This is a genomic window from Acidovorax cavernicola (assembly GCF_003581445.1).
Genome location: NZ_QXMN01000024.1, coordinates 36,397 through 54,777, shown reverse-complemented (window position 1 = coordinate 54,777; position 18,381 = coordinate 36,397). Strand labels below are relative to the sequence as shown.

At 68.1% G+C, this 18,381-nt stretch carries 17 protein-coding genes and 1 pseudogene; 7 read left to right on the top strand and 11 right to left on the bottom strand.

From position 1 onward, the window contains the following. Nucleotides 1–122: 122 nt before the first annotated feature. Genes D3H34_RS18875 through D3H34_RS18865 form a run of 3 tightly spaced genes read right to left on the bottom strand, consistent with a single transcriptional unit; the run spans nt 123 to nt 3,302 of the window. A complete protein-coding gene (locus tag D3H34_RS18875) occupies nt 123–1,115 on the bottom strand; it encodes a Bug family tripartite tricarboxylate transporter substrate binding protein (RefSeq protein WP_119555763.1) in 993 nt (330 codons plus the stop codon). Nucleotides 1,116–1,158: 43 nt separating this feature from the next. Next, entirely contained in the window at nt 1,159–2,358 is a 1,200-nt protein-coding gene (locus D3H34_RS18870; protein WP_119555761.1) for a CaiB/BaiF CoA transferase family protein, read from the bottom strand. Then, nucleotides 2,355–3,302, bottom strand: coding sequence for a hydroxymethylglutaryl-CoA lyase (locus D3H34_RS18865; RefSeq protein ID WP_119555759.1), 948 nt, complete (start codon nt 3,300–3,302; stop codon nt 2,355–2,357). Before D3H34_RS18865 ends, D3H34_RS18870 begins: the two co-directional genes overlap by 4 nt. A 112-nt stretch (nt 3,303–3,414) precedes the next feature. Between D3H34_RS18865 and D3H34_RS18860 the strand changes: the two genes are divergently transcribed. The 4 genes and pseudogenes from D3H34_RS18860 (at nt 3,415) to D3H34_RS18845 (ending at nt 7,149) form a co-directional block, all read left to right on the top strand. Continuing rightward, a complete protein-coding gene (locus tag D3H34_RS18860; protein WP_119555757.1) occupies nt 3,415–4,332 on the top strand; it encodes a LysR family transcriptional regulator in 918 nt (305 codons plus the stop codon). A gap of 120 nt (nt 4,333–4,452) precedes the next feature. Next, nucleotides 4,453–5,346: pseudogene (locus D3H34_RS18855) on the top strand (MBL fold metallo-hydrolase); the annotation flags it as partial. Further along, entirely contained in the window at nt 5,340–6,077 is a 738-nt protein-coding gene (locus D3H34_RS18850) for a DsbA family protein (RefSeq protein ID WP_119555753.1), read from the top strand. The pseudogene D3H34_RS18855 and the gene D3H34_RS18850, both read left to right, overlap by 7 nt. 166 nt (nt 6,078–6,243) lie before the next feature. Then, entirely contained in the window at nt 6,244–7,149 is a 906-nt protein-coding gene (locus tag D3H34_RS18845) for an MBL fold metallo-hydrolase (RefSeq protein ID WP_119555751.1), read from the top strand. 90 nt (nt 7,150–7,239) lie between these two features. Here the strand turns inward: D3H34_RS18845 and D3H34_RS18840 are convergent, their stop codons facing one another. The 8 genes from D3H34_RS18840 to D3H34_RS18805 all read right to left on the bottom strand — a co-directional run bounded on the left by D3H34_RS18840 (nt 7,240) and on the right by D3H34_RS18805 (nt 14,958). Continuing rightward, a complete protein-coding gene (locus D3H34_RS18840) occupies nt 7,240–7,947 on the bottom strand; it encodes an ABC transporter ATP-binding protein (protein WP_119555823.1) in 708 nt (235 codons plus the stop codon). Beyond that, on the bottom strand, nt 7,940–8,704 hold the full coding sequence (locus tag D3H34_RS18835; RefSeq protein ID WP_119555749.1) for an ABC transporter ATP-binding protein: 765 nt from the start codon (nt 8,702–8,704) through the stop codon (nt 7,940–7,942). The genes D3H34_RS18840 and D3H34_RS18835 overlap by 8 nt, the downstream gene beginning before the upstream one ends. Beyond that, complete coding sequence (locus D3H34_RS18830; protein ID WP_119555747.1) at nt 8,701–9,687, bottom strand: branched-chain amino acid ABC transporter permease; 987 nt, start codon at nt 9,685–9,687, stop codon at nt 8,701–8,703. The genes D3H34_RS18835 and D3H34_RS18830 overlap by 4 nt, the downstream gene beginning before the upstream one ends. Nucleotide 9,688: 1 nt before the next feature. Next, nucleotides 9,689–10,561 (bottom strand): branched-chain amino acid ABC transporter permease, encoded by an 873-nt coding sequence (locus tag D3H34_RS18825; RefSeq protein ID WP_119555745.1) that lies wholly within the window; start codon nt 10,559–10,561, stop codon nt 9,689–9,691. A 153-nt stretch (nt 10,562–10,714) separates the two neighbouring features. Continuing rightward, entirely contained in the window at nt 10,715–11,899 is a 1,185-nt protein-coding gene (locus D3H34_RS18820) for an ABC transporter substrate-binding protein (RefSeq protein WP_119555743.1), read from the bottom strand. A 154-nt stretch (nt 11,900–12,053) separates the two neighbouring features. Further along, complete coding sequence (locus D3H34_RS18815; protein WP_119555741.1) at nt 12,054–13,043, bottom strand: PDR/VanB family oxidoreductase; 990 nt, start codon at nt 13,041–13,043, stop codon at nt 12,054–12,056. Between the two features lie 35 nt (nt 13,044–13,078). After that, complete coding sequence (locus D3H34_RS18810; protein WP_119555739.1) at nt 13,079–13,852, bottom strand: GntR family transcriptional regulator; 774 nt, start codon at nt 13,850–13,852, stop codon at nt 13,079–13,081. Continuing rightward, nucleotides 13,852–14,958 (bottom strand): aromatic ring-hydroxylating dioxygenase subunit alpha, encoded by a 1,107-nt coding sequence (locus D3H34_RS18805; protein ID WP_119555737.1) that lies wholly within the window; start codon nt 14,956–14,958, stop codon nt 13,852–13,854. Before D3H34_RS18805 ends, D3H34_RS18810 begins: the two co-directional genes overlap by 1 nt. Before the next feature lie 145 nt (nt 14,959–15,103). On the opposite strand from D3H34_RS18805, the gene D3H34_RS18800 reads away from it, so the two are divergent. From D3H34_RS18800 to D3H34_RS18790, 3 genes are read left to right on the top strand one after another with little or no spacing between them, the layout of a single operon-like run. Continuing rightward, nucleotides 15,104–16,225: a 5-methyltetrahydropteroyltriglutamate--homocysteine S-methyltransferase gene (locus tag D3H34_RS18800; RefSeq protein WP_119555735.1), complete on the top strand. Its 1,122-nt coding sequence runs from the start codon at nt 15,104–15,106 to the stop codon at nt 16,223–16,225. 27 nt (nt 16,226–16,252) lie between these two features. After that, complete coding sequence (locus D3H34_RS18795; protein WP_119555733.1) at nt 16,253–16,936, top strand: glutathione S-transferase family protein; 684 nt, start codon at nt 16,253–16,255, stop codon at nt 16,934–16,936. Between the two features lie 47 nt (nt 16,937–16,983). Further along, on the top strand, nt 16,984–18,363 hold the full coding sequence (locus tag D3H34_RS18790; protein WP_119555731.1) for a phospholipase D-like domain-containing protein: 1,380 nt from the start codon (nt 16,984–16,986) through the stop codon (nt 18,361–18,363). The last annotated feature ends 18 nt before the right edge of the window (nt 18,364–18,381 follow it).

Genomic DNA, 18,381 nt, shown 5'->3' with positions numbered 1-18,381 from the left:
GGGAGGGTCGGGGTGGGGGCACGACGGCCTCCATGACCACGCAGCGCCTCGTCGAAGGCCGCTTGCCCCCATCCCAGCCTTCCCCCGGAAGGGGAAGGAGCAAGACCTTCGCAAGACCTTTTTTACTCCAGCACCACGTTCGCCTTCTTCACCAGTGCCGCATAGCGCGCGGCCTCGCTGCGGAAATAGCTCGCGGCCTGTTCGGGCGTCGTGGGTTTGACGATGTTGCCCTGCTTGTCCATCGCCTCGCGCACCTCGGGCGCGGCGAAGGCGGCCATGATGGCCTCGTGCACGCGCTTCACGTCGGACGGCTGCATCTTCGGCGGGCCGATCACCGCGAACCAGCCTTCGACCGCGTAGTTCGGCAGCCCCTGCTCCGCGATGGTGGGCAGGTCGGGCGCGGCCGGCGAGCGCGTCGGGCCGCACAGGCCGATGGCGCGCAGCGCGCCGCTCTTGAGGTGCGGCTGCACCGCCGGCAGCGCGACCACGCCCATCTCGACCTGCCCCGCGATCATGTCGGTCACCATCGGACCCGTGCCCTTGTACGGAATGTGCCGCGCCTTCACGCCGGCCTCGTCCATGAACATCTCACCGGCCAGGTGGATGATCGTGCCGTTGCCTGAAGAGGCGTAGTTGTAGCCCTCGGGCCTGGCGCGCAGCAGCGCCACCAGCTCTTTCACGTTCTTCGCCGGCAGCTTCGGATTCACGGCCAGCACCAGCGGCGTGGCGCCCACCACGCTGATGGGCGTGATGTCATTGATCGCATCGAACGGCATCTTCTTGAACACGCTCGGGTTGATCACATGGTTGTTCGACACCATGCCGAGCGTGAACCCGTCGGGGGGTGCCTTGATCACGGCCGAGGTGCCGGTGATGCCGCCAGCGCCCGGCAGGTTCTCGATCACCACCGGCTGGCCCAGCGCCTTGCCGAGCGCGACCGAGGCGGCGCGCGCGATGGCGTCCACGCCCGAGCCCGCGCTGATCGGCAGGATGAAGCGCACGGGCTTGTCGCCGCCCTGCGCGAACACCGGGCGGATGGTCGACAGCACGACAGCCGACGCGCCCAGACCGAGCAGTGCACGGCGGTTGATGGAGGAAAAAGAAATCGGGCTCATGGGTCTTGTCTCTCTTTGTCTTTGTGGATTCGTGTGCAACGTCTCAGGCCACCGCCGCGTCGGCGTGCAGCGCCTCGACCTGTTCGTGCGCGTAGCCCAGTTCGGCCAGCAGCGCGCGCGTGTGCTCGCCCAGCGTCGGTGGATGCAGGCGCACGCCCAGTCGCTCGCCGCCGAGCGTGATCGGGAACAGCGTCGTTTGCGCCGTCTCTCCGGCACGTTCACCGTCGGGCAGGCGGATGTCTGCGAGGCCACCGGTGGCCTTCAGGTGCGGATCGGCATACAGGTCTTCGGGCCGCGTGATCGGTGCGAACGGCAGGCCCTTCGCCTCGAAGATCGCCGACAGCTCGGCCGCTGAGCGATCGGCCAGGCGGGCGCGCAGCTCGGCCAGCAACGAGGGACGCAAGCGCACGCGGTCGTTGTTGGTCTGCAGCGTGGCGTCGGCCTTCAGGTCGTCGAAGCCCAGCGCGTCGCAGAAGGTCTTCCATTGCGCGTCGCTCACCGCGGCCAGGAATATCTGCTCGCCGTCCTTCACGGTGAACACGTCGTACAGCGCCCAGGCCGAGATGCGCTCGGGCATCGGCGCCGCCGCCTGTCCCGTGATCGCGTATTGCAGCATGTGCTGGCCGACCAGGAACACGTTGTTCTCGAACAGCGCCGACTGCACCTCCTGCCCCTGGCCGGTTTCGGCGCGCTGCATCAGCGCGGCGATCGCGCCGATGGCACCGAACATGCCGCCCATGATGTCGTTCACGCTGCTGCCCGCGCGCAGCGGGTCGCCGGGACGCCCGGTCATGTAGGCCAGGCCGCCCATCATCTGCACCACCTCGTCGAGTGCGGTGCGGTGCTCGTAAGGACCGGGCAGAAAGCCCGTGTGATTCACGTACACGAGGCGCGGGTTGAGCTTGCCCAGCGCGGCGTAGCCCAGGCCGTACTTGTCCATGGTGCCGGGGCGGAAGTTCTGCGCCACCACGTCGGCCGTGGCACACAGGCGCAGCGCGGCTTCGAGCCCTTGCGGATGGCGCAGGTCGAGCGCGATGCTCTTCTTGTTGCGGTTGAACATCGGGAAGAAGCCCGCACCCGCGCCCAGCAGGTGCCGCGTGCGGTCGCCGTCGATGGGCTCGACCTTGATGACTTCGGCGCCCAGGTCGGCCAGCACCATGCCGCAGGTCGGCCCCATGACCATGTGCGTGAACTCGACCACGCGGATGCCGGCGAGCGGCAGGCGCTTTGCTTCGATGCTCATACGGTGACACCTTCCGCAGGTGCGAAGGTCTTCGGAAAGCCCGCGCGCCACACCGTGCCCTGCAAGGTCTCGCCGTCGAGCCAGCCGGCCACACGCCGGCGCAGATCGAGCAGCTTCGGCAGATCGACACCCGTGGCCACGCCCATGCTCTCGAGCATGAAGACCAGGTCTTCGGTGTCGACATTGCCGCTCGCGCCCGGCGCATGCGGGCAGCCGCCGATGCCGGCCAGGCAGGCGTCGAAGCGCGTGACGCCGACCTCCAGCGCGGCGTAGACATTGGCGAGCCCCAGCCCGCGCGTGTCGTGGAAATGGCCGCACCACAGGCGATCGCCCGCGATGCGCAGCGCGCGCTCGAAGAGGCTGCGCACCATGGCCGGATCGGCATAGCCCACCGTGTCGGCCAGGCTCACGCGGTCGGCGCCGGCATCGAGCAGCGCCTGCATCAGCCGCAGCACCTCGTCGGGCGCGACGTGGCCTTGCAGCGTGCAGCCGAACGCAGTGCCGACACCGCCGTCGATCAGTGTCTTGCTGCCCGCCGCATCACGCGCCGCACGCATGCGGCCGACCTCGGCCACCACTTCGTCGGGCGTCTTGCGCAGGTTGGCGAGGCTGTGCGCGTGGCTGGCCGAGAGCGGCACGACCATCAGGTCGGCCTCGCCCGCGATGGCTCGCTCGGCGCCCTTGAGGTTGGGCACCAGCACCGAGGCGAACAGGCCCGGCAGCGTCTTCGCGAAGGCCAGCAGTTCGGCGGTATCGGCCAGCTGCGGCAGCAGGTGCGCGGGCACGAAGGAGCCCACCTCGATCTCGCGCTGGCCGGCCGCGTGTGCATCGCGGATCCATTCGAGCTTGCGCTCGGTGGGCAGCACGCGGGCGATGCTTTGCAGTCCGTCGCGCAGGCCCACTTCGCGGACGACCGCGCGCGGCGGCAGGAAGGCGTGAATCAAGAAGATGTCTCCGTCGTGAGGAATGAATGGCCTGATCGTAGAAGTTCCAATTCAGTCCTGAAGGTATATTTTGGAAGCCATCAGATTCCAAAATGGAACACCAAGGAATGCCATGCGAGACCTCGACCTGACCACCCTGCGCCTGTTCGTTGCCGTCTGCGAGAGCCGCAGCATCGCGCGCGCGGGCGAGCAGGCGAACATCGTCGGCTCGGCGATCAGCAAGCGCCTGGCCCAGCTCGAAGACACGGTCGGCACACCGCTCCTGCTGCGCAAGCGCCGCGGCGTGGTGCCCACGCCGGCCGGCGAAACGCTGCTCGAGCATGCGCGCGCCATGCTCGGCAGCGCCACCCGCATCGAGCGCGACATGGCCGCGTATGCGGGCGGCGCGCGCGGGCATGTGCGCATCCTGGCCTCGGCCTCCGTCATGGCCGAGTCGCTGGCCGAGGACGTGGCCGGCTTCCTGCAAGACCCGGCGCATCGCAACATCCGCGTCGACATGGAAGAGCGCGTGAGCCCCGAGATCGTGCGCGGCATCCGCGAGGGCGTGGCGTCCATCGGCCTGTGCTGGGACGCGGCCGACCTCGACGGGCTGGAACGGCGCGACTACCGCTCCGACCACCTCGCGATCGTCGCGCACCCGACGCACCCCGTGGCCCGCCACGACGCGGTGCGCTTCGAGCAGGTGCTCGACCACGAGTTCGTCGGCATGCCCGCGCTGAGCGCCGTGCAGCTGATGCTGGCGCGCGAGGCCGCCGTGGCCGGCAAGCCGCTCGTGTACCGCGTGCTCGTATCCAACTTCGACGCGGCGCTGCGCGTGGTGCGCGCCGGGCTGGCCATCAGTGTGGTGCCGGCGGAAGTCGCCCGCCCTTTCACCGAAGCCTTCGGGCTGCGCCTGATGCCGCTCACGGACGGCTGGGCGCGGCGGCGCTTCGCGATCTGCTTCCGGGGCGAGGCGGCGCTGTCGCCCTCGGCGCAGCTGCTGGTCGCGCACCTCGAGCGGTGCGCCACGGACCGGCCGGAAGACACCTGATTCGTCCGATAACAGAAACTATTCATTCTCTTTAGGGTGGTTTTTGTTTCGTTTCATGCAACCTACCATTCGGTCTGTTCACGCTGTCACCCTCCATCCAACCGACCGAAAGACACCGCCATGTTCCGCAGAACCCTCGTTGCCGCCGCCGCCCTGTCCGCCGCCTTCGCCCTCGCGCCCCTCGCAGCCCATGCCGCCGAGCCCCTGAAGATCGACGTCTACAACCCCGGCACGAAGTCGATGTTCCCCGTGTCGTCGGTGCTGGTCGTCGGCGCCACCGACGCCGTGCTGGTCGACGCCCAGTTCCAGCGCAACGACGCCCAAGCGTTGGTGCAGAAGATCAAGGACAGCGGCAAGAAGCTGACCACGGTCTACATCAGCCACAGCGACCCCGACTACTACTTCGGCCTCGACGTGATCCGCGCCGCGTTCCCCGACGCGAAGATCGTCGCCACGCCGCAGACCGTCGCCGCCATCCAGGCCTCGAAGGACGGCAAGCTCGCGCACTGGGGCCCGATCCTCAAGGACAACGCGCCCCAGGCGCTGGTCGTGCCTGAGCCGCTGGCCGGCAACAGTCTCACGCTCGAAGGCCGCAAGATCCAGGTCGTCGGCCTCGACGGCCCCACGCCCGCGCGCAGCTTCGCGTGGATTCCCTCGCTGAAGGCGGTGGTCGGCGGCATCCCGGTGTCGGCCAACATCCACGTCTGGGTGGCCGACACGCAGACCGTGCAGTCGCGCCGCGACTGGGTGAAGACGCTCGACCGCATCGCCGCGCTGCACCCCAAGACCGTGGTGCCGGGCCACTACCTGCCCAACGCCGACGGCTCGGCGCCCTACACGGTGGCCTCGGTGAAGTTCACGCGCGACTACCTCAAGGCCTTCGAGACCGAAGCCACCAAGGCCAAGGACTCGGCCGCGCTGATCGCCGCCATGAAGCAGCGCTACCCGAAGCTCGAAGACGCCTCGTCGCTCGAACTCGGCGCCAAGGTCATCAAGGGAGAAATGAAGTGGCCGCAGTAACCAGCAACGCCGGCAGCGCCACGCTGCACTACATCTTCGATCCGCTGTGCGGCTGGTGCTACGCCGCCGCGCCGCTGGTCGACGCCGCGCGCGAGGTGCCGGGCCTGAAGGTCGCGTTCCACGGCGGCGGCATGATGACCGGCGCCAACCGCCGCCCCATCACGCCGCAGTGGCGCGACTACGTGATCCCGCACGACCGCCGCATCGCCGAACTCACGGGCCAGCCCTTCGGCGAGGCCTACTTCGAAGGCCTGCTGCGCGACACCGGCGCGGTGATGGATTCCGCCCCGCCGATCACCGCCATCCTCGCAGCCGAATCGCTGCGCGAGGGCGGCGGCCTCGACATGGCGCACCGCGTGCAGCGCGCGCACTACGTCGAAGGCCGGCGCATCGCCGATGCGCAGGTTCTGCAGGCACTGGCGGTCGAACTCGGTTTCGATGCCGACGCCTTCGCCACGGCGTTCCAGCAGCACACGGGCGACGCCACCGCGCAGCACATCGCCGCCAGCCGCGACCTGCTGCAGCGCGCAGGCGGCCAGGGCTTCCCGACCTTTGTGCTGGCGCAGGCCGACGGCAACGCGGGGCGCATCGACATCGGGCCGTGGCTGGGGCGTGCGGATGAATGGAAGGCGCAGCTCGCCACCTTCGTCGCGCCGGCGCAGCCGTCTGCTGCTGCTGCGGCGGCAGAGCCGCAAGCGTGCGGGCCCGACGGCTGCGCGATCTAGCTGTATCGCCATCCTGGCTCCGACTGCATGGGAGGCATCCGCCTTCACATCCATCAATGAAGTGAATTGCGCGACATAGAGAACTATTGAGTGCAATTGATCGGATTTTCATTCGATCCGTCGCACCTAGCATCCGAGGCTCCACCCACTACCCTAGGTTCCTCCCATGCGTCGCCGCGTTCTTCTCCGTTCTTCCGCCGCCCTTTCCCTGTCCGCCACGCTGGCCCTTGCCCCGCTGGCCACCCATGCCGCCGATCCGCTGAAGATCGACGTCTACAACCCCGGCACCCGGTCACTGTTTGCGGTGTCGTCCACGCTGCTCACCGGTGAATCCGACGCCCTGCTGATCGACGCCCAGCTCCAGCGCAACGACGCCGAGGCACTGGTCCGGAAGATCAGGGCCAGCGGCAAGAAGCTGACCACCGTCTACATCAGCCACGGCGATCCCGACTACTACTTCGGGCTTGACGTGATTCGCGCCGCATTTCCCGAGGCAAAGATCGTCGCCACGCCACAGACCGTGGCCGCGATCCTTGCGACGAAGGACGGCAAGTTCGCGCGCGTCGTGCCGATCCTCAAGGAGAACGCCCCCCAGGCCCTCGTCGTGCCGGAGCCGCTGGCTGGCGACAGCCTCACGCTCGAAGGGAACAAGATCCAGATCATCGGCCTCGACGGGCCGACGCCCGCGCGCAGCTTCCTCTGGATTCCCTCTCTCAAGACCGTGCTCGGCGGCATTCCGGTGGCGGCCAACAACCATGTCTGGATGGCCGACGCGCAGACACCGCAAGCGCGCAGCGACTGGCTGAAGACGCTCGAGCGCATCACCGACCTGTCGCCCGAAACCGTGGTGCCCGGCCACTACCTGCCCAACGCCGACGGCTCGGCGCCCTACACACTCGCCTCGGTGAATTTCACGCGTGACTATCTGACGGCCTTCGAGATCGAGGTCGGCAGGGCCAAGGACTCCACGGAACTGATCGACGCGATGACGAAGCGCTATCCGGCATTCAAGAACATCTCCACGCTCACGCTGGGCGCGAAGGTCGCCAAGGGAGAAATGAAGTGGCCCTGATGAACGGAGCGGCGCCGGCAACGGTGTGATGCCCAGGCGCCAACTATCACCCGTCCGCACGACGCGGCGACGCGCGGACGGCTGACAGACTCAGCGCGCCACGCCCAGCAGCCGATCGAGCACCTCCGGCTGCGCGCGCAGCGCTGCCGCGGTGTCGGTGTGCACGATGGTCCCGTGGTCAAGCACCACGGCTTCGTCGGAGATCGCGAGGATCGCCTGCGGGTGCTGTTCCACGATGATCGCGGCCAGGCCTTCGTCCTGCGTGATGCGGCGGATGGCGCGCAGCAACTCTTCCACGATGATCGGCGCGAGACCTTCGAGCGGCTCGTCGAGCAGCAGCAGCTTGGGGTTGAGCACCAGCGCGCGGCCCACGGCCAGCATCTGCTGCTCGCCGCCCGAGAGCTGCGTGCCCAGGTTGGTCTTGCGCTCCGCCAGGCGCGGGAACATCTCGTAGACGCGCTGGGGGTTCCACTTGCCCGGCCGCTCCACCGCCGTGAGGTTCTCGTGCACGGTGAGCGACTTGAAGATGTTGCGCTCCTGCGGCACCCAGCCGATGCCGGCCGCCGCGCGCTGGTGCGGTTGCAGCTTGTGCAACGCCGACTGCCCGCCGAGCGCGATGGTGCCGCCGTGCTGGCGCGTGGCGCCGGCCAGCGTGTTGATGAGCGTGGTCTTGCCCGTGCCGTTGCGGCCCAGCAGCGCGAGCGTCTGGCCCTCGCCGAGGGTGAAGGCCACGTCGTGCAGCACCACGGCTTCGCCGTAGCCGGCGCTCAGGTTCTCTATCCGCAGCAGTTCAGACATGCGCGTGTTCTCCATGGCCGAGGTAGACCTCCTTCACCTTCGGGTCGTTGGCGATCGTCTCGGGGTCGCCCTCGGTCAGCAGCGCGCCGTTGACCAGCACCGTCATGCGATCGGCAAAGCTGAACACCAGGTCCATGTCGTGCTCGATGAGCAGCACCGACACGTCCGAGGGCAGCGCGGCCACGGTCTGCAGCAGCTCCTCGCGCTCGCCGGCGGGCACGCCGGCCACGGGCTCGTCGAGCAGCAGCACGCGCGGCTCGCAGGCCAGCGCAATGGCGATCTCCAGCAGGCGACGCTTGCCGTAGGCCATGAACTTGGTCTGCTGCTGCGCCACGTCGGCGAGGTGGAACTGCTCCAGCAGTTGCCCGGCTCGCTCGGCGATGCGCTTGTCCGCGCCCAGCGGACGCCACCACTGCGCGGCGATGCCCTTGTGCTGCGACACCACCAGCGCCAGCGTTTCCAGCGGCGTCATCGAATCGAAGAGCTGGTTGATCTGGAAGGTGCGCACCAGTCCGCGCGCCACGCGCTTGTGCGGCGCGAGCGTGGTGATGTCTTCGCCCAGCAGCGAGATGCGGCCTTCGGTGGGCGTGAGCACGCCCGTCAGCAGGTTGATCAACGTGGTCTTGCCGGCGCCGTTCGGGCCGATGAGCGCATGGCGTGCGCCGCGCTTCAGTTCCATCGTGACGTTGTTCGTGGCCGTGATGCCGCCGAAGCGCATCACGAGGCCTTGCGTCGAGAGCACGGTATCCGCGCTCATGCCGCACCGCCCTTCTTCTTCGCAGCACCGAACCATGTCCAGGGCTTGAGCAGGCGGTCACGCCCCACGAGCACCAGCAGCACGAGGATCAGGCCGATCCAGAACATCCAGTACTGCGGCGTCACGGACGACAGCCAGTTCTGCAGCAGCTTGAAGACGATGGCACCGGTGACGCCGCCGTAGAGCCAGCCCACGCCGCCGATGACCAGCATCAGCAGCACGTCGGCCGAGCGGTCGAAGGCCAGCACGTCGAGCGAGGCGAAGCCGGTGGTCTGCGCCAAGAGCGCGCCCGCCGCACCGGCGATGCCGGCGGCCACGGTGTAGATGACTGCGAGCCGCGACACCACCGGGATGCCGATGGCCATGGCGCGCAGCCGGTTGTCGCGAATGGCCTTGAGCGTGGCGCCGAAGGGCGAATGCACGATGCGGCGCATCACGAGGAACAGCACGAGCATCACGGCCAGCGAGTACCACGCGGCGGTGCGGCCGTAGAGGTCGAACTCGAACAGGCCGAGCACCGGCCCCATGACCACGCCCTGCAGGCCGTCGGCGCCGCCGGTGAGCCAGTCGAGCTTGTTGGCCAATTCGAGCAGCAGCAGCGCGGTGCCCAGCGTGACCATCAGTCGCGTGAGGTCGCTGCCGCGCAGGATCGTCACGCTGGCCACGAGGCCCAGCACGGCCGACAGCACGGTGGCGAACACCAGGCCAACCGTGGGGTCCGGCATGACGAGCTTGGCGAACAGCGCGGCAGCGTATGCACCGAAGCCGAAGAAGGCGGCATGGCCGAGCGACACGATGCCGGTGTAGCCGAGGATCAGGTCGAGCGACATCGCGAACAGCGCGACGATGGCGATCTCGTTGACCAGCAGCGAGTGCGAGGGCATGGCCAGCGGCAGCGCGAAGGCCACCGCCCAGATCACGAACTCCCAGGGCCGCCAGCGCGCGGTGCGCAGCAGGGCCGATTCGTAGATGGGCGCGCTCATCTCAACGCCCTCCCTTGCGGGTGAACAAGCCCTGGGGCCGCCACATCAGGATGAGGATCATCAGCAGGTAGACGGTGAACGCGCCCATCTTCGGAATGAAGTACTTGCCCGCCACGTCGGCGATGCCCAGCAGCAGCGCGGCGGCGAGCGGCCCGGTGATCGACGAGGTGCCGCCGACCGAGACCACGATGAGGAAATAGATCATGTACTTGAGCGGGAAGGTCGGATCGAGCCCGAGGATTTCCGCGCCCAATGCACCGCCCAGCCCGGCCAGGCCCGAGCCCACGGCGAAGGTCAGCAGGAACACGACGTTGACGTTGATGCCCAGCCCGGCCGCCACGCGCGGATCGTCGACGGCGGCGCGCAGCCGGCTGCCGAAGCGCGTCTTCGAGAGGATGAGTTGCAGCACCACGGTGAGCACGGCGCACACGGCGATGATGAAGATGCGGTAGTGGCCCATGCCCAGCAGGAACGCGCCGTCGCCGAATTCGCTGCGCCCGCGCAGCCACTCGGGCAGCTGCAGGTTCTGCTGCGACGAGCCGACGAAGTAGTCGACCGCCGCGACGGCCATGAACGCCAGCCCGATGGAAAAGAGCACCTGGTCCAGGTGCGGCTTGCCGTACATCGGCCGGTAGAGCGTGCGCTCCAGCAGCGCGCCGGCCAGCGCGACGACGATGAACGCGAGCGGCAGGCAGGCCAGGAACGGCACACCGAACTTCTGCATCGCGAACACGGTGAGGTAGCCGCCCGCCATGGCGAAGGCGCCGTGTGCGAGATTGATGAAGTTCATCAACCCGAGCGTCACGGCCAGCCCGACGGCGAGGACGAAGAGCAGCATGCCGTAGGCGATGCCGTCGAAAAGAATGGTGAGCATGCGAGGGTCTTCGATGCGGTCGCTAAAGCGGACCGCCGAACGCAGAAGGAAGACAAAAGCTACGCAGAAGTCGCAGAGAGAACCATCTTTGGTTTCCTTCTGCGACTTTCGCGGAACTTTCGCGGCCTCTGCGTTCGGCGGTCCGGTCTCGTATTACTTCGCCTTACCGGGGTCCTTCACGCCCTTCAACACGTCGAACTCGACGTTGTAGAGCTGTCCGTCCTTCTTCTCGACCTTGCGCAGGTACACGTCCTGCACGATGTCGCGCGTCTGCGCGTCGATCAGCACCTGGCCGCGCGGGCTCTCGAAGACCTGGCCCTTCATGGCGGCCAGCAGTGCTTCGCCGCCGCCCTGGCCCTTGGTGGTCTTGAGGGCTTCGTAGATCACGCGCATGCCGTCGTAGCCGCCCACGGCCATGAAGTTGGGGCGCATCTTGGGGTTGGCCTTCTGGAAGGCCTCGACGAACTTCTTGTTGAGTGCCGAGGGGTGCGCGGCCGAGTAGTGGTGCGAGGTGACCACGCCCAGCGCACCGTCGCCCATGTCGTTCAGCTGATCGTCGTCCGTCACGTCGCCGGTGGCGATCATCTTGATGCCGGCCTTGTCCATGCCGCGTTCGAGGAACTGCTTCATCACCGCCGCGCCCGCGCCCGAGGGCACGAAGACGAACAGCGCGTCGGGCTTGGCGTCGCGCACCTTCTGCAGGAACGGCGCGAAGTCGGGGTTGCGCAGCGGCACGCGCAGCTTCTCGATCACCTTGCCGCCGTTGAGCTGGAAGCGCTCGCTGAAGAACTTCTCGGCGTCGTTGCCCGGGCCGTAGTCGGTGACCAGCGTGACCACCGACTTCACGCCGTTCTTCGGCGCCCAGTCGCCCATCACCACCGACACCTGCGGCAGCGTGAAGCTGCTGCGCACGATGTAGGGCGAGGCCTCGGTGATGCTCGAGGTGGCGGCGGCCATCACGACCTGCGGCGTCTTCGACTGCGTGGCCAGCGGCGCGGCGGCCAGCGCGGCCGGGGTGATGCCGAAGCCGGCGATCACGTTGACCTTGTCGTTGACGATCAGCTCCTGCGCCAGGCGCTTGGTCACGTCGGGCAGGCCGGTGTCGTCCTTGACGATCAGCTCTACCTTCTTGCCGGCCACGGTGTCGCCGTTCTGCGCCATGTACAGGCGCGCGGCGGCCTCGATCTGGCGGCCGGTGGAGGCCGACTGGCCCGTCATCGGCAGGATCAGGCCGATCTTGAACTTGTTGTCCTGGGCATTCGCCGCGGGCAGCGACAGCGCGGTGGCGAGCGCAATCGCCGAAAGGCCGGCGGTCTGGATGAGATGGCGTCTTTGCATGGAGTTTTCCTTTGAGGGACGGAATGCGAAACCGGGCGTATTTTGAACAATTGGCAACATTTGGCGCAGCAGGCAATCACCTACCCGCCCGCCGGGCGGGCCTTTGTTGCGCGATCAATCGAATGGTTGCGCGATGATCGCGCAGCCGATGTTTTCAGCTGTCCGGGCGGTAGGCGGAATCGAGCGTGAGCGTACCCACGGCGCGTGACACGCAAGCGCAGATGCGCGTGGTCGCCTGCTTCTCGTGCGGGCTCAGGAACACGTCGCGGTGATCGACTTCGCCCTCGACCGCGAGCACGTCCATGGCACACAGGCCGCACTCGCCGCGCTTGCAGTCCGACAAGGTCTGCACGCCGGCCGCATCGAGCGCGTCGAGCAGGGTGCAGTCGGCCGGCACGGTGATCGCCAGGTCGTGGCGGGGAATACGCACGGTGAAAGCCTGCGTGGCGAGCCGCCCGCTGCTGCCGAAGGTTTCGAAGCGCAGGTCGGCGAGCGGACGGCCGGCTGCTGCCCAGGCGCGCTTGACGGCTTCGAGCATCGGCACCGGGCCGCAGGTGTAGAGCTGGCCGCCGGGCGGCAGCGCGGCAATGGCAGCATCGAAGTCGATGGGCGCATGGCCTTCGTGTGCCTGCACGCCGGCTTCGCCCAGCGCCCCGCGCAAGGTGTCGAGGTAGCCGAATTCGCCCGCATGACGCGCGCCGTACAGCATGGTCACAGGCACACCGCGGCGTTGCGCCAGTGCACCGAGACGCTGCGCCATCAGCACCAGCGGCGTGATGCCGATGCCGCCCGCCACCAGCAGGTAGCCGGGCGCCGCCAGGTCGAGCGGAAAGTGGTTCTGCGGCGCGCTCACCTGCAGCCGGTCGCCCACGGCCAGCCGCCACATCGCGCGCGAGCCGCCACGGCCGTCGTCCAGCCGCTTGACCGCGATGCGCCAGCAGCGGCCGTCGCCCTCACCCACCAGCGAGTACGAGCGCGTCTGCACGCGGCCCTGCTCGGTCATCACCTGCACCTGCAAGTGGGCGCCGGGCTCATGCGCGGCGACGAATTCGGCGTCGGGGCGCAGTTCGAATTCGCGCACGGTGGGCGTGACGTCGCGCAGCGCGACGACTTGCGCCTGCATCCATTGGAGATCGCTTTTCATCGGGGGAACACCAGCAGGAGAAAGAAGGAGATCGATCAGCCGCGACGGCGGATCAGCTGCACGCCCGGCAGCGGGCGCTGTTCGGCGCTCGGCGTGCCGTGCAATGCCTCGCGCAGGTTGCGCCGCGCGATGCGGCTGTGCTCGCGCATCAGCGCCTCGGCGCGCGAGCCTTCGCCGGACTCGATGGCGTCGAGCACCTGCACATGCTGGTCCTGCGCGATCACGAGCATGTCGCGCGCGGCCGGCGAATTGGCCTGCACGATGACGAAGCCCGAGGGCGAGGCGAACGGCAGGTTGACCACGCGTTCGAGCTGCTGCGCGATGACGGGACTGCCCGCCATCTCGCACAGCAGCGCGTGGAATTTCTCGTTGTGCGTCACGTAGCGCGAGAAGGCCGCGTCGTCGAGCGCGGGCTCGCGCAGCAGCTCGTCGATGCGCGCGAGGCAGGCGCGCGCTTCGCGCAGCACCACGGGCGCCGCGCCGCGTTCGGCCGCGAGCCGCGCCACCAGCCCTTCGAGCGTGCCGCGCAGTTCGATGGCGTCGGCCACGTCGCGCTCGGAAAAGGTGCGCACCGCGTAGCCGCCGTTCGGCAGCGCTTCGAGCAGGCCTTCCTGTTCGAGTCGCATGAGCGCGCTGCGCACCGGCGTGCGCGACACGCCCAGCTGCTCGGAAATGGCGACCTCGGCAATGCGTGCGCCGCCGGGCAACTCGCCGGCCAGGATCATTTCGCGCAGCCGCAGCTGCGCCTTCACGGCCTGCGAGCTGCCGCTGTCGCCGGGCTCGGCGGGGGACATGGCGGTGACCTTCATCACGCGGCCTGCGTCTGGGCGGGACGGATCGGAATCGCGGCGCGCGCGGGCCGCTCCTTCTCGATCATGCGGTCGATGAGGCGACGCGCCCACATCGAGCCGGCGTCGATGTTGAGGTTGTAGAACTGGTGGTCGGGATGCTCGTCGATGGCCTTCTGCTGTGCCTCGAGCACGATCTCGTCCTCGCGGAAGATGCCCGAGACGCCCTCGCGCAGTTCGTGCGTGAGACGTTGTTCGCCCAGGCAGTAGTTGCGAGCGAAGGCCCAGAAGTACAGGCAGGTCTTGTCGGTCTCGGGCGTGATGGTGTTGAGCACGTAGCCGTTCACGCCCTTGCCGCGGTCGCCGGGGTTGCCGTCCGACGGCACCGCGCCGCTGCCCGCCTCGGCCACGCCAACGTCGATGTTCACCGTGCACGGGCCTTCGAAACGGATGATCTGCCAGCGATCGACCTTGCCGCTGTAGCCGCGCGCATGGCGGATCTGGTTGCCCCAGAACGGCGGCGGCTCGATGTTCTCCATCCAGCGCGTGACGGTGGCCGAGCGGTCGCCGTGCGTGGCCACGAAAGGCGCCTCGGCCACCTCGCGGTTGCCGATGGACGAGCCGTGCACGAAGGTCTCGTGCGTGAGGTCCATGAGGTTGTCGACCACGAGGCGGTAGTCGCAATTGACGCGGATCATCTTGCCGTCGCCGGCCCAGGCAGGGTCATCGTTCCAGTGCATGTCGGGCACGAGCGCGGGGTCGGCCTTGGCCGGATCGCCGGGCCAGATCCACACGAAGCGGTGCTTCTCCACCACCGGAAAGCTGCGCACGCAGGCCGAGGGGTTGAGCGTTTCCTGGCTCGGCATGTGGGTGCAGCGGCCCTGGCTGTTGTAGACGAGGCCGTGATAGCCGCAGACCAGCTCGTCGCCTTCGAGGCGCCCCAGCGACAGCGGCATCAGCCGGTGCCAGCAGGCGTCTTCGAGCGCGGCCACCTGGCCGTCGGTGCGACGGAACAGCACCAGCTTCTGGTTGCAGATCGTGCGCGGCAGCAGCGCGCGGCGCACTTCGACGTCGTAGGCGGCGGCATACCAAGCGTTGAGCGGAAAGGCGGTCGTGGGCGTCTTCATGAATACTCAATGTATACAGAAACAGGAAAATTTCCAGCTCGAAAGCCCTATTTAAAGGGTAAACCCCTGCATCAACGTATACAAACAAGCTTCGTGCGAAGGCGATAGGATTCCGCTCGTTCACAGTCACGACGGAGTTCATTCCATGTCCCAGCATGCCGCCCTGCCCGCCCGCTACGACCACGTGGGCAGCTTCCTGCGCCCTCAATACCTGCTCGAAGCCCGCGAACAGAAAGCCAAGGGCCAGATCTCGCCCGAGCAGCTTCGCGAGGTCGAAGACAAGGCCATCACCGAGATCGTCCGCTTCCAGGAAGACATCGGCCTCAAGAGCATCACCGACGGCGAGTTCCGCCGCACCTACTTCCACATCGACTTCCTCGACCAGCTCGGCGGCGTGAAGACCGACATCCCGGTCACCATCCGCCGCCCCGACGGCACCGAGGAACTGGCGCCGCCCGCGATGCGCGTGATCGACAAGGTGCGCCACGTGAAGGACATCCAGCTCGCCGACTTCCAGTACCTCAAGAGCCAGGTGTCGGCCGGCCGCACGCCGAAGGTGACGATCCCCTCGCCGACGATGCTGCACTTCCGCGGTGGGCGCGCCGGCATCAGCAAGGACGCGTATCCCGAGCTCGACCCGGTGTTCTACGACGACGTGGCCAAGGCCTACGGCGACGAGCTGCGCTCGCTCGCCGCCGCCGGCTGCACCTACGTGCAGATGGACGACACCAACCTCGCCTACCTGTGCGACGAGCACATGCGCGAAGCCGCCCGCAAGCGCGGCGACGACCCCAACGAACTGCCGCACCGCTACGCCGCCTTCATCAACAAGGTGGTGGCGCAGAAGCCGCCGGGCATGCTGCTGGCCATGCACCTGTGCCGCGGCAACTTCAAGAGCACGCACGCGGCGGCCGGCAACTACGAACCGGTGGCCGAGGCGCTCCTGAAGGAGATGGACCTGGACGCCTACTTCATGGAATACGACGACGCGCGCTCGGGCGACTTCAAGCCGCTGCGCTACCTGCCCAAGGGCAAGACGGTGGTGCTGGGCCTGGTGACCACCAAGTTCGGCGAGATGGAAGACAAGGACGAGCTCAAGCGCCGCATCGAGGACGCCAGCAAGTACGCCTCGCTCGACCAGCTCGCGCTGTCGCCGCAATGCGGCTTCTCCAGCACGGTGCACGGCAACAACATCGCCGTCGAAGCGCAACGCAACAAGCTGCGCCTGGTGGTCGAGACCGCGCAGGAAGTCTGGGGCTCGACCTGAGACCGGCTTTCTGTTGAAGTCGGGGGCATGACGACTCACATCTACTCAGGCCCCCTCAGCATGTTCGGCGCCAAGGTCGAGATCGCGGCACGCGAGAAAGGCGTGCCCTTCGAACTGGTCATGGTGCCCTTCATCGAAGGCGACTTCTACGAGCCCAAGCACCCCGAGGTGCTGCGCGTGAACCCGGTGAAGCAGCAGGTGCCGGTGCTGGTCGACGACATCGACGGCGGGGTTTCGCTGTTCGACTCGACGCAGATCTTCGAGTACCTGGAAGACCGCTACCCGCCTCCCGCGAGCTTGGCGCTGTGGCCCGAGGGCATTGCCGCCCGGGCCCGTGCGCGGCAACTGGAGCAGAAGTCGGACGAGGTGTTCTTCCCGAACGTCATCAAGCTCTTCGGCCTGCAGGACGCCATGCAGAGTGCCCCGGCGGTCGCGGCCTGCGCCGCCTGCGCGCGCTTCTACGAAGAGATGGAAGGCCTGCTTGCCACACGCGAGCATCTGGCCGGCCCGTACGGCTTCGCCGACATCGCCTTCTACATGGCCCACGTCTTCGCCGACCGCAAGGGCGCCGGCATGACCGATGCCACGCCGCGCCTCGTGGCCTGGCGCGACCGCGTGGGCGCACGGCCCGCGGTGCGCGCGGTGGTCGATCCGATGATGCGTTTCCTGGCCTCGCAGGGACGCGGCGTGCCGGCCTTCCTGCAACGCTGAAGGGACACTGAAGGCACCGCGGGAAACGCTGAGGCATCATCAAGTCCATGCCGCACACAAGGTTCGACTGGCTGCCTTCTGTCTCACAGCATTTCCTCGTCGTCACTTTCGCGTTGCTGGTCTATGTGCTGACCACGCGCACGCGCCGCGAGCAGCGCGCCCCCACCACCGCCATCGCGTGGGTCATGGGGCTGGTGCTGATGCCCTACGTGATCCTGCCGATGTACCTGCTGTTCGGCCAGCGCAAGCTGCGCCCGGCCGGTGCGCCCCGGCCGCCGCGCGCGCTGCCCCCGGGCCATTGGGCGGCCGACCTGATCGAGAGCTTCGGCCTGGCACCGCCCGGTCGCTGCGCGATCCGCATGCACGCCGACGGCGAGGCCGCGCGTGAGGCGCTGTTCGAAGTGATCGACGGCGCGCGCCAGCGCCTGGACGTGTGCACCTTCATCATCGGCAACGACACGCTCGGCCAGGCCGTGCTGGCGCGGCTGGCCCAGCGCGCACGCGAAGGCGTGCGGGTGCGCGTGCTGCTCGACGGCTTCGGCGCGCTCTCGCTGCCGCGCCACCACTTCGACCGGCTGCGCGCGGCGGGCGGCGAGGTCGCGGTGTTCCGCCCCTTCTTCAGCCTGCGCCGCATCGGGCCGCGCAACCTGCGCAACCACCGCAAGCTCACCATTGCCGACGACCGCTGGCTCTGGTCGGGCGGACGCAACCTCGCGGGCGAATACTTCACCGGCAACGACAAGCACCCCGAAGCCTGGCGCGACCTGTCCTTCGACCTGCACGGCAGCGTGGCTGCGGCCGCCGCGCGCCAGTTCGACCACGACTGGAGCTCGGTGCGCGGGCGCAAGGCGCGCGCCATCACCGCCAGCGACGTGCCCGAAGGCCCCGGCTGCGCGATGGCGCAGTTCCTGCCGAGCGGCCCCGACCAGACCGAAGACACGGCGCACGCGCTGCTCATCGACGCCTGCTTTCGCGCCGAGCACCGACTGCTCGCGATCACGCCCTACTTCGTGCCCGGCGACGGCCTGCGCGACGCGCTGCGCCTGGCCGCGCGGCGCGGCGTGCAGGTGACCATCGCGATGCCCGCGCAGTCGAACCACCGGCTGGCCGACTTCGTGCGCGCGCGGGCCATGCGCGACCTCGCCCGCGCGGGCGTGAGCTTTCGCATGCTGCCCTTCATGGCGCACGCCAAGGCCGTGGTGGTCGACGACGAACTGGCGATGTGCGGCTCGATCAACCTCGACCTGCGCAGCCTGCTGCTGAACCACGAGGCGGCCGTGGTGTTCTACGGCCACGAGGACATCGAATGGCTCGCCGAATGGATCGAGACCACCGCCTCGGCCGGCGAGCCGTATCGCGCACGACGTCCCGGGCTGCTGCGTGACGTGGCCGAAGGGCTGCTGCTGACTGTCGCTTTCCAGCTGTAGGCGGTAATGCGTCACCAG

Bases quoted from the DNA above. Each gene is read 5' to 3' on its own strand.
- D3H34_RS18810 (WP_119555739.1), bottom strand. From the start codon at position 13,852: ATGAAGGTCACCGCCATGTCCCCCGCCGAGCCCGGCGACAGCGGCAGC.
- D3H34_RS18845 (WP_119555751.1), top strand. From the start codon at position 6,244: ATGCGTCGCCGCGTTCTTCTCCGTTCTTCCGCCGCCCTTTCCCTGTCC.
- D3H34_RS18815 (WP_119555741.1), bottom strand. From the start codon at position 13,043: ATGAAAAGCGATCTCCAATGGATGCAGGCGCAAGTCGTCGCGCTGCGC.
- D3H34_RS18875 (WP_119555763.1), bottom strand. From the start codon at position 1,115: ATGAGCCCGATTTCTTTTTCCTCCATCAACCGCCGTGCACTGCTCGGT.
- D3H34_RS18830 (WP_119555747.1), bottom strand. From the start codon at position 9,687: ATGAGCGCGCCCATCTACGAATCGGCCCTGCTGCGCACCGCGCGCTGG.
- D3H34_RS18835 (WP_119555749.1), bottom strand. From the start codon at position 8,704: ATGAGCGCGGATACCGTGCTCTCGACGCAAGGCCTCGTGATGCGCTTC.
- D3H34_RS18860 (WP_119555757.1), top strand. From the start codon at position 3,415: ATGCGAGACCTCGACCTGACCACCCTGCGCCTGTTCGTTGCCGTCTGC.
- D3H34_RS18795 (WP_119555733.1), top strand. From the start codon at position 16,253: ATGACGACTCACATCTACTCAGGCCCCCTCAGCATGTTCGGCGCCAAG.
- D3H34_RS18820 (WP_119555743.1), bottom strand. From the start codon at position 11,899: ATGCAAAGACGCCATCTCATCCAGACCGCCGGCCTTTCGGCGATTGCG.
- D3H34_RS18800 (WP_119555735.1), top strand. From the start codon at position 15,104: ATGTCCCAGCATGCCGCCCTGCCCGCCCGCTACGACCACGTGGGCAGC.
- D3H34_RS18840 (WP_119555823.1), bottom strand. From the start codon at position 7,947: ATGTCTGAACTGCTGCGGATAGAGAACCTGAGCGCCGGCTACGGCGAA.
- D3H34_RS18790 (WP_119555731.1), top strand. From the start codon at position 16,984: ATGCCGCACACAAGGTTCGACTGGCTGCCTTCTGTCTCACAGCATTTC.
- D3H34_RS18870 (WP_119555761.1), bottom strand. From the start codon at position 2,358: ATGAGCATCGAAGCAAAGCGCCTGCCGCTCGCCGGCATCCGCGTGGTC.
- D3H34_RS18805 (WP_119555737.1), bottom strand. From the start codon at position 14,958: ATGAAGACGCCCACGACCGCCTTTCCGCTCAACGCTTGGTATGCCGCC.
- D3H34_RS18825 (WP_119555745.1), bottom strand. From the start codon at position 10,561: ATGCTCACCATTCTTTTCGACGGCATCGCCTACGGCATGCTGCTCTTC.